The following is a 9,830-nucleotide window of genomic DNA, read 5'->3' as shown; positions in this document are numbered from 1 at the left end:
CAGTTGCTGTTGGGACACACGAATATGTCGAGCACCGTGCGGTACCTTGGTGTGGAGGTCGAGGATGCTCTGGAGATAGCTGAGAGTATTGAGATCTAGGTGCGTAACTTGTGTCTTTGGTCCCTTTGGATGCCGCAAACGCTGCCAGCTCCAGTCGATGATCACCCTCGGGTTTCGATCATGCTCCTCCCGTCGCTAAACAGAAGCGGACATTAGCGCCGGTATGATTCGCAGCGGTCTCGACTTTCTCATGGCATGTGGCCAGAATCCGGGCCACACTGTCTTTAACCAGCAAGGCAGAGTCGGGCAAGCGCCGGTCTAATCCTATTGACCACTCGAATGAGGACCGAATGAGAATAGGCCTGTTTATCATCACAGCATTCTGGTTCTTTCCAGTTTCTGCCCAAACGCTCCGGATTATGGGTTCGGACGATGGCTTTCTCCCATTTTATTACGGTAACAACCTCAGCATGGGAATTCTGATTGAGGTGATCAATGACTTCACCCTGGAGACTGGTATCGAAGCCGAGTTCCGCCCGATGGCGCGCAAACGCCAGGCCTGGGCCCTGCAACGAGGACTGGCCAACGCTGTTTTCGCCAGCCCGCTGTGGATGCCGTTGCCGGACCGCATGCACGCCGTAGGGCCGGTGTTAACTTGGCGTGACCGCGTGTTCGCGCAGCCTGGTCAACAAACGGATTCCTTCAATGATCTCGAGGGAGGCATCTGTCTTCGCAAATGGTTTGTATACAGTGATCAGCTCGAGCGGGGGATCGGGAGCCATCTGGTGCGCCATGACGCCTACAATGCCCGGCAGATGCTGCTCATGTTTCTGAACAAACGGTGCGATTACATTGTCATGAACGAAACGGAGTTCCGGTTTCTGGCCCTGCTTTGGGATGTCGATCCAGACGTTTACAGCACGGAACTGATTGACGCCGAATGGCCGGTCTATCTCGGAATACTCAAAACAGAGGCGGATCTTATAGAAGCGGCGGAAGCCTTTTTCGCTAACTACACGATTGACGTGGCAGCCATGCTACCCAAACTGCCGCAGCCGGACCGTTGAAGAGATTGGCGGTCGATTGTCCATACGCCAAACATTCAAGCAGCTTGTCAGACATATTATTAGAATGCCTGCTTTGCGACTAGGCCGGGCTCCCCGACTTCCTAAACATAAGCGAACATTCACGGCTGCTCTTTCGCACACGCTTCTTTCAACAAAAACACTTCGATATTTATCAAATCGTCTAACTGAGAAGCTGGCTTTTTGGTTTGGCTATGTACTGCAAGAAGGTCCGGGCTGTTCTTGGCGTTTGGAATGTCTTGTCAACAGCGCAAAGAAAAGCAGAACAATCAAATTGCCTCTTGCACATCTACCTACTAATAGGTAGATTAATTGGCGCATGTTTAATGACCAACAGAGGCAATCAATGAAAATCTACGATATCGAAGGCTTCCCGAACCCGCTCCGCGTTCGCATCGCTCTGGCAGAAAAAGGCGCAACAAACCAGGTGGAATTCGTCCCGGTCGATGTCATGGGCGGCGAGCACCGTTCCGAGGCGTTCAAGACGAAAAACCCGGATGCCACCGTGCCCATGCTGGAACTTGACGACGGCACCTGCATCGCCCAGTGCAATGCCATCACCGAATATATCGACGGCGTCTTTGATGGTCCGTCCCTTATGGGTACAACCCCAGCGGAGCGTGCCCGTATCGCAATGATGAATCTGCGGGCAGAAAACGGTCTGATGAACGCCGTGGGTGCCTATTTCCACCACGCGACCCCGGGGCTTGGTCCGGATCTGGAAACCTGGCAATGCGCTGAGTGGGGTAATAAACAGAAAGAAATTGCCAGCGCAACCATGGCCTACCTTGACAGCGTTCTGGCGGACAACGAGTTTCTCGCAGGCGACAGCTTCTCGGTCGCAGACATCACCGCCTTTGCCGGCCTGGGGTTTGCGGATTTCGCGAAGGTTGACATTCCCGAGTCTCTGACCAATCTCCAGGCCTGGCGCGCAAAAGTCGCAGCCCGTCCTTCAATTGCCGGGTAATCCGAAACCTTCGGATTTAATGCAAGCGCTGAAAACATGAAGGGCACAAAAGGGAGGAATATCATGGAGATTAATGCAGATTTCTCCAAACCGGTGGTTATGCATTCCGACCAGATTGAATGGCAGCCCTCGCCCATGAAAGGGGTGGAGCGGCGCATGCTGGACCGGATCGGGGACGAAGTTGCCCGCGCCACGACCATCGTGCGTTATGCGCCGGGCAGTCATTTCTCGGCGCATACCCATACCGGTGGAGAAGAATTCATCGTACTCGATGGCGTGTTCCAGGACGAGCACGGTGACTTCCCTGCTGGCACCTACGTGCGCAACCCCCCAACCACGTCACATATTCCGGGCTCTGAAACGGGCTGTACGATATTTGTGAAACTGTGGCAGTTCGACCTGGCCGACCGCACCCAGTTCAGCAAGAATATGGAGGCCGAGCTGGGCGCCCCAGTGGGCGGCGTTGCCACCGCAAAGCTGCATGAGGACGATCGTGAGATCGTGACCTACAGCCAGCTCGATGCGGGGGCGACACTGACCTCTGAGGCGCCCGGCGGAATCGAACTGCTGGTGGTCGAAGGTTCGGCTATCAGGGATGGCGAGGTGCTGGCCAGGCATGACTGGCTGCGCCTCCCTGAAGGACACAGGTTGTCCGTGACGGCCGGGGACGACGGCGCCAAGATCTGGATGAAAACGGGGCACCTGCGATTTGCCGGGGCACCGAGGGTATAAGCCCGGCAATAGCGGGATTGAAAAGGCAGACAGGTGAACAACCATGAACCGTGATACCAGAACAGCCCTGATGGATCTTGCCGAGCACACCGTCCGGTCACGGGGCTTTGACGGGTTCAGCTACGCGGATCTGGCCGAGGCCATCGGCATTCGAAAGGCCTCGATCCATTATCATTTCCCCACCAAGGCGAAGCTCTCCGAAGCCTTGATCGAGCGCTATCAGACCAGTCTGCAGCAGGGTCTGACCGAGATAGACGCAGCCCATGCCAGCGCTGGCGCGCGCCTCAAGGCACTCATTGCCCTGTACCGCGGGGCGTTGCATGATGGCCAGACCGTGTGTCTGTGCGTTGCCTTTTCGACCTGCCGCGAAAGCCTGTCCGACACCGTTATTGCCAGAGTCGGCGCCGTTCGCGCAATGGTTCTGCAGTGGATTACGGCAACGTTTGAACTGGGACAAAGGGATGGATCCGTCTCGGCCATCCTGGGTGCCGCCGATGAAGCGCAGGCGACCCTGGCGATGCTGGAAGGGGCCCACCTTGCCGCGCGCACCGAAGAAGACCTCGCCGTGTTTGATGCCGCAACGCGACTGCTGCGCGCCCGCTGCCAGTAACGACGGGACAGGAATCGCGCTTTGATGTACAGAATCGCTACGCAAATTGACTCATAACGAGCGAAAAGGAGCAAACAGATGATGAGCACCCTGAAAACAGCACTGGCAGCAGCCACGCTGTCACTCACTGTTGCAAGTACGCAGGTACTGGCAGAAACGCAAACCAGAACCATCGAGTATCAAGTCGGCGACGAGACCTTCACCGGCTACATGGCCTGGGATGATGAATTCGGGCAAAAGCGTCCGGGGGTTCTGGTGGTCCATGAATGGTGGGGGCACAATGAATTTGCCCGGAATCAGGCAGAACGACTTGCCTCGGCCGGCTATACGGCGTTTGCGCTGGATATGTATGGCTCTGGCAAACAAGCCGACCATCCCGATACCGCCCAGAAGTTCATGCAGGAAGCCACTCGGGACATGAGTCAGGTCAAGGCGCGCTTCATGAAGGCGATGGACATCCTGAAGAACCACGAAAGTGTTGATGCGTCCCGAATTGCGGCACAGGGTTATTGTTTTGGCGGCGCCGTGGTTCTCAACATGGCGCGCATGGGCGTCGATCTGGACGGCGTTGTCAGCTTCCACGGCGCGCTCGGCAGCCCCCTCACGGCTGAACCCGAGTCCGTGAAAGCCAGGATCCAGGTGTACACCGGCGGTGCCGACAAGCTGGTCCCCTCGGATCAGGTCGCGGGCCTGGTCAAGGAGATGCAGGATGCCGAAGTCGACCTGACACTGGTGAGCTTTCCCGGAGTACTGCACTCATTCACCAACCCAGGCGCCGACAAGATCGCCGAGGAGTTCGGCATGCCGGTTGGTTATGATGAAGAGGCTGCCAGCCGTTCCTGGGATGGCACCATGCGTTTCTACAAGGCCATCTTCACCCAGTAACACAAGCGAGTGCAAACAAACCGAAACCGGCAGTATTTACAGTGAATTCTGGAACACCAACCGAAAAGCATGATGAGGTGCAACATGGCAACTGAGAGTTTACCACTGTTCGATGGAGACAATCGTCCAGGCTACAAGTCGCTGGGCAACTCGGGGCTGTTCGTATCCGAACTGTGCCTGGGCACCATGACCTTCGGCGGCGATGAGGACATCTGGGGCCTGATCGGCCAGTTGCAGCAGGAACAGGCCGACGAACTCGTGAAGATCGCCCTGGAGGCGGGGGTCAACTTTATCGATACCGCCAACATCTATGGTTTCGGCGCCAGTGAGCGCATCGTCGGCCAGTCCCTGAAGAATCTCGGCGTTCGCCGCGAAGATGTGGTGCTGGCGACCAAGGTGCTCGGCCCCATGGGCGCAAGCCCCAATGCCCGTGGTGCTTCCCGCGGCCATATAATGAGCGAATGCAAGGCGAGCCTGGCGCGCCTGCAAACGGATTATATTGACCTGTACCAGATCCACGGTTTTGACCCGGCCACGCCGATCGAGGAAACTCTGGAGGCACTGAACACCCTGGTGCAGCAAGGCCATGTGCGTTACGTGGGCCTGTCCAACTGGGCCGCCTGGCAAGTGATGAAAGCCATCGGCATCACCCGGGCCCGCAACCTGTGCCCGATCATATCCATGCAAGCCTACTACACCCTCGTAGGTCGCGATCTGGAGCGGGATATTATTCCGATGCTGAAATCTGAGAACGTTGGTCTGATGGTGTGGAGCCCACTGGCCGGGGGTTACCTGTCCGGTAAATACGAGGGGCCGGACGTTTCCGAAGAAAACCGGCGCGCCAAGTTTGACTTTCCACCCGTCAACCGCGAGCGGGGCAGCGAAGTCATCAAGGTTATGCGGGAGATTGCCGATGGCAAACAGATCGACGGCGAACCGGTCAATGTGGCACAGATTGCCCTGTCATGGCTGCTACACCAGAAGCCTGTGACCAGCATCATCGTTGGCGCCAAGCGGCCCGAGCAGCTCAGGGACAATATCCGCGCGGCCCAAATCCGCTTGTCCGACGATGAACTGGTAGCCCTGGATGAAGTCAGCCGCCTGCCCGAGGAGTACCCGGGCTGGATGATGGCAATGATGGCCGGGTACCGAAACTCTACCGAGTCCTGATTCCAAAACCGACCCAACCCAACCCAACCTTCACATCGTGCTGCGCCCCGACGGCGCAGCCGCTATGCTGGAAAAACCGTTAATGCTGTCAAAACGTAGACGTCCGTGCCTACTGGCCACTTCGACGACTCTCCTGGCTGCTTCAACACCTGACTTTACCGGTTCTGGTGTTGTCGGCAAAACAGGTCGTGTGTAAGGGTTATTTCAGAACTCAATCACCTTCCTGGAAGACTTAAGTGAGTTGTAATTGCTAACAAAATTGGCGCTCATTCAAACCTACCTCAATCTTTTATCTGTAAGCGAAACCAAAGGGCATAAAGCGCCGGGACAAACAATAGCGTGATCAGAGTGCCCACTGCTACGCCACCTATAAGCACATAAGCCAGCGGCCCCCAGAACAGGTCAAAGGTCAGAGGAACAAACGCCAGAACGGCCGCCAGAGCGGTGAGCACCACGGGGCGGGAACGTTGCACTGCCGCCTCGACAACGGCTTCTCTCGCAGCCATCCCCGCTTTGAAGTTGTCCTGCACCTGCTGCGTCAGAATCATGGTGTTTCGCATCAGGATGCCGCCCAGGCCAATCAGCCCCAGCAGCGCGGTAAAGCCAAAGGGTTGATTAAACAGCAGCAGAGCCAGCACAGCCCCAATCAGCCCCAGTGGCGCGGTGGCAAGAACAGTCAATGTGCCGATAAAGGAACGCATCTGAAGCATGATAAAGATCAGCATCAACGCCAACATCACCGGTTGTAATGTCTGGATTGAAGCATTGGCTTTGGCTGATTGTTCCACCGTACCGCCGATTTCAATACGGTAACCCTCCGTCAACTGTTCGCGCAGGCCCGTCATCGCACTCCATATCTCCTTGGTAACATCCGGTGGCTGGGCACCTTCTACATCGGCCTGAACGGCCAGGAAGGGGTCACGGTTGTAACGCTTTATGACGGGGTCCTCGTAACGAACCTGCCACTTGCCCAGTTGCTGTACGGAAAGTTTGCGGTCGTCGCGGGTTTTGATTTCAAGATCTTCCGGCATGATCACTTCGCCACGGGCATTACGCGCCACCAGTTGAACACTCCTTATGCCCTGACGTAGTTCGGTGACGGCCACTCCGCGGAGTTGGAACTGCAGTTGCCGGGCAACTTCCGCCGGGGTCAGGCCCATCCAACCCAGGTTTTGCGGGTCCATATCAAGATAGAGAGTGGGCACGCGCTCATCCCATTCGAGATGCGGCATGACGATATTCGGATGCCCGGTCATGAGAGTGCGGATCTGGTGCGCGATCTCTCTGAGTTGATCGGATTCCGGACCCAGCACACGAAAACTGACCGGCCAGACCACCGGGGGACCGTACAGCAAACGCGTCACCCGCACTCGTGCCTCCGGAAATTCACCCGCCGCGATTCTGGTTTCCAGCGCCGAGATGATGCGATCGCGCCCTTCAACGTCCTGCCCAATGGCAATCAACTTGGCAAATGCCGGGTCCGGCTGCTCGGGGTTGGCCGATACGAAGAATCGGGGCGCACCGGCACCGATGTAAGCAGAAAGGCTTTTCACCTCCGGCATGTCCATCAGAATCGCTTCCAGGCGTCTGACACTTTGATCCGTGGTGGCAATAGCGCTCCCCTGCGGAGCATAGACACTGATCAGAACTTCGGGGCGATCAGAACTGGGAAAAAATTGCTTCTGCACCTGGGTTGCCATACCGAAAGCACTGATCGCCAGCAAACCCACTGTTATCAAAACAACGGTTTTCCGGTACTGTACACACGCTGTGATCACCCCGCGCAACCGCTGATAAAACGCGCTTTGGTATAGGTCCTGGCCCGTATGCCCGGTGTAATCGGGCAAGAGCTTGACGCCCAGATAAGGCGTAAAGGTTACCGCCACCACCCAGGAAATCAACAACGAAAAAGCCAGCACCCAGAAGATGTTGCCGGTGTATTCTCCCACCCCGGACTGGGCAAATCCGATGGGAACAAATCCGGCCACCGTCACCAGCGTTCCAAACAGCATGGGCGCGGCGGTTACGCTCCAGGCATGACTGGCTGCCCGTACCCGGTCCCAGCCGCTCTCCATCTTCACAATCATCATTTCAATGGCGATGATCGCATCGTCCACTAACAGGCCTAGTGCGATAATCAACGCACCCAGGGTGATGCGATCAAGGTTAATGCCTGCCATTTTCATCAATAAGAAAGTCAGGCCGAGAGTCACGGGAATCGCAATACCCACCACCAAACCCGCGCGCAGACCGATCGCCAGTATGCTGACCCCCATCACCACGACCAACGCAACCAGAAACTTGACCTGAAAAAGATCAACCGCCTGAGTGATGGCTTCCGCCTGATCGGTCAGGGTCTGTATTGACATTCCCAGCGGCAGCCTGCCCTGTTCGGCACTGACAAACTCGCGCAGCCGCTCACCAAACTCCAGGCCATTTTCACCCGCGCGCATGACGACACCTAACAGGATCGCATCCTCACCGTTGGAGCGGACGATGTAGCTCAAAGGATCTTCATAACCTAAACGCACCTCGGCCAGATCAGACACGGTGATAAGCTGGTCTCCGATACGCAGAGGTACTGAGGTGAGGCGCTCAAGGTCAGACAGGTCGATGTTGCTGCGGACATAAACCCGCGGGCCGGCAAGATCAACAAAGCCAAGAGGCTGAAGACGGTTGTTGGCCTCTATCGCCTGCAACACCTCTTCTGCCGACAAACCGAGGTTGTTGAGCCGGTCCTGATCAAATTCGAGATACACCCGCTCAGGACGCTCCGCCAGGAGCTGTGCTTTTTGCAAGCCGGGCAGCCGTTGCAAGCGATCCCGTATCGATTCTGCCTCTCGGGTCAGTTCACGCATTGGCATCCCGGGTGCCGTCAGCGCCAGCAGGGAGAAATACACATCCGCGAAATCATCGTTGACGATGGGGCCGATCACACCCCGGGGCAGATTGGGCTTCTCATCGAGCATGCGTTTGCGGACTTGATAAAAGAGGTCCGGCACTTTTTCGCTGGGCGTCGAATCCTGGAATCGGATAAGCATGGCGGCCTGCCCGGGCCGAATGGTTGTTTCAATGGTATCGGTATACGCCACCTCCTGAATTTGCTTTTCCAGACGATCCACGACCTGATTCTGCAGCACCTCGGGGGTTGCTCCTGGCCAGGCTACCGAGACCACCATCGCCCGGACGGTGAACGCAGGGTCTTCCGCCCGACCCAGGGACGAGAACGCGTAGAAACCGGTAACAACGGACAGCAAAAGAAAAAAGAGGGTGACCGAACGCTCGCGCACTGCCAGCGCGGAAAGATTCGGTAAGCTCATTGAGCCAGCTCCCGCACCGCCATGCCAGGCGTGAGTAGGTGTGTCCCCAGCGCGACGATGGGCGTTCCCGCCTTGATGTCGACCTTGATCTTCGCATACTCCTCACCCAGATCGATAACATCGACCGCCAGGGGCGTTACCGTGCCGTCGGAAACCAACCAGATCTGCGGCGTTTGCCCTCTCTCATCCAGGGCACCCAGCGGTACGCGATGGCTGGGGGCGGTTTGCTTCTGCGCTAACCGCACACTCACCACCGACCCCAGGGTTAAAGACGAGGGGTAGGGCCCCTCCAGGCTGTATCGGGCACGCCAGCTCCGGCTTGCGCGGTCGGCAGCCCCGGCAATTTCTCTCAGGCTTACAGCTAGCTGTTCGCCATTGGGCAAAGGAACATAACCACGCCTGGCCGGGTTACTGCCCTCTGGTAAAAAAACTTCCACTTCCAGCGATTGATCTTCGGCCAGAACGGCAAGGGTTTGTCCGACACCCACAACCTGACCGGGTTCAACGTTGACCTCAGTGACCACGCCTGCATGGGCGGCTTTCAGTTCCGCATACCCCAGGGCATTCTGAGCCTGCTGATTGCGTGCAGAAGCCGTTTGCACCTGGCTGCGCGCCTCACGCTCTGCCAATTCAAGGCGTTGCAGGGTTTGTTCGCTGACAAACTGACGCCCCACAAGTTGCTGTTGGCGCTGGAGCTCATTGGTGGTAATTGCCAGGGCCGCTTCTGCACGCTTCAGATCCGCGGCGGCTCCCTCCGCCGTTGCTACAAGGTCTCGTGTATCGAGTTTGAACAGTAAGTCGCCTTTTTCCACGCGTTGACCGGCATCAATGTAACGATGTTGAATCCGACCGGCGATCTGAAAGGCCTGAGGAACTTCGTGGCGGCCTCGCAGGGTTCCTGAAAATCTGTGCGCTGTTGGGCCGGCGTCCTTTAGTTCAACTGTTTTTACCCAGGGGATAGGGGCGCGGGCCTCTGGGGGCGGTTCCGAAGACTGCTGACAACCAGACAGAATGAGCAGCGAGATAAACAGTGTCAGCATACAGCGCATGGCAGGTGTCCC

At 57.1% G+C, this 9,830-nt stretch carries 8 protein-coding genes and 1 pseudogene; 7 read left to right on the top strand and 2 right to left on the bottom strand.

Features of this window, described 5'->3' with window-relative positions; genetic code table 11:
- From CLH61_RS18620 to CLH61_RS17290, 7 genes and pseudogenes are all read left to right on the top strand, one after another.
- Positions 1-99 (top strand): annotated as a pseudogene (locus CLH61_RS18620) (integrase); the annotation flags it as partial.
- A gap of 251 nt (positions 100-350) precedes the next feature.
- The gene (locus tag CLH61_RS17315) at positions 351-1,067 is read left to right on the top strand and encodes a type 2 periplasmic-binding domain-containing protein (RefSeq protein ID WP_099615983.1); all 717 of its coding nucleotides are present in this window, start codon (positions 351-353) and stop codon (positions 1,065-1,067) included.
- A 364-nt stretch (positions 1,068-1,431) separates the two neighbouring features.
- A complete protein-coding gene (locus CLH61_RS17310) occupies positions 1,432-2,052 on the top strand; it encodes a glutathione S-transferase family protein (RefSeq protein ID WP_041654905.1) in 621 nt (206 codons plus the stop codon).
- Positions 2,053-2,115: 63 nt separating this feature from the next.
- Complete coding sequence (locus CLH61_RS17305) at positions 2,116-2,784, top strand: cupin domain-containing protein (protein ID WP_008170339.1); 669 nt, start codon at positions 2,116-2,118, stop codon at positions 2,782-2,784.
- A gap of 43 nt (positions 2,785-2,827) precedes the next feature.
- Entirely contained in the window at positions 2,828-3,394 is a 567-nt protein-coding gene (locus CLH61_RS17300; RefSeq protein WP_014422282.1) for a TetR/AcrR family transcriptional regulator, read from the top strand.
- Between the two features lie 78 nt (positions 3,395-3,472).
- Positions 3,473-4,279, top strand: coding sequence for a dienelactone hydrolase family protein (locus CLH61_RS17295; RefSeq protein WP_008170335.1), 807 nt, complete (start codon positions 3,473-3,475; stop codon positions 4,277-4,279).
- An 84-nt stretch (positions 4,280-4,363) separates the two neighbouring features.
- Positions 4,364-5,449 carry an aldo/keto reductase gene (locus tag CLH61_RS17290; RefSeq protein ID WP_041654908.1) on the top strand — a complete coding sequence of 362 codons (1,086 nt, stop codon included), beginning with the start codon at positions 4,364-4,366 and terminating at the stop codon, positions 5,447-5,449.
- A gap of 281 nt (positions 5,450-5,730) precedes the next feature.
- On the opposite strand, the gene CLH61_RS17285 is transcribed toward CLH61_RS17290, so the two are convergent.
- On the bottom strand, positions 5,731-8,769 hold the full coding sequence (locus CLH61_RS17285) for an efflux RND transporter permease subunit (RefSeq protein WP_014422284.1): 3,039 nt from the start codon (positions 8,767-8,769) through the stop codon (positions 5,731-5,733).
- Positions 8,766-9,818 carry an efflux RND transporter periplasmic adaptor subunit gene (locus CLH61_RS17280; RefSeq protein WP_041654911.1) on the bottom strand — a complete coding sequence of 351 codons (1,053 nt, stop codon included), beginning with the start codon at positions 9,816-9,818 and terminating at the stop codon, positions 8,766-8,768. Before CLH61_RS17280 ends, CLH61_RS17285 begins: the two co-directional genes overlap by 4 nt.
- Positions 9,819-9,830 lie beyond the last annotated feature (12 nt).

Origin of the sequence: Marinobacter profundi, assembly GCF_002744715.1 — a bacterium.
Lineage (GTDB): Bacteria > Pseudomonadota > Gammaproteobacteria > Pseudomonadales > Oleiphilaceae > Marinobacter > Marinobacter profundi.
This window is presented reverse-complemented; position numbering and strand designations above follow the sequence as displayed.

Bases quoted from the DNA above. Each gene is read 5' to 3' on its own strand.
- CLH61_RS17315 (WP_099615983.1), top strand. From the start codon at position 351: ATGAGAATAGGCCTGTTTATCATCACAGCATTCTGGTTCTTTCCAGTT.
- CLH61_RS17310 (WP_041654905.1), top strand. From the start codon at position 1,432: ATGAAAATCTACGATATCGAAGGCTTCCCGAACCCGCTCCGCGTTCGC.
- CLH61_RS17305 (WP_008170339.1), top strand. From the start codon at position 2,116: ATGGAGATTAATGCAGATTTCTCCAAACCGGTGGTTATGCATTCCGAC.
- CLH61_RS17300 (WP_014422282.1), top strand. From the start codon at position 2,828: ATGAACCGTGATACCAGAACAGCCCTGATGGATCTTGCCGAGCACACC.
- CLH61_RS17295 (WP_008170335.1), top strand. From the start codon at position 3,473: ATGATGAGCACCCTGAAAACAGCACTGGCAGCAGCCACGCTGTCACTC.
- CLH61_RS17290 (WP_041654908.1), top strand. From the start codon at position 4,364: ATGGCAACTGAGAGTTTACCACTGTTCGATGGAGACAATCGTCCAGGC.
- CLH61_RS17285 (WP_014422284.1), bottom strand. From the start codon at position 8,769: ATGAGCTTACCGAATCTTTCCGCGCTGGCAGTGCGCGAGCGTTCGGTC.
- CLH61_RS17280 (WP_041654911.1), bottom strand. From the start codon at position 9,818: ATGCGCTGTATGCTGACACTGTTTATCTCGCTGCTCATTCTGTCTGGT.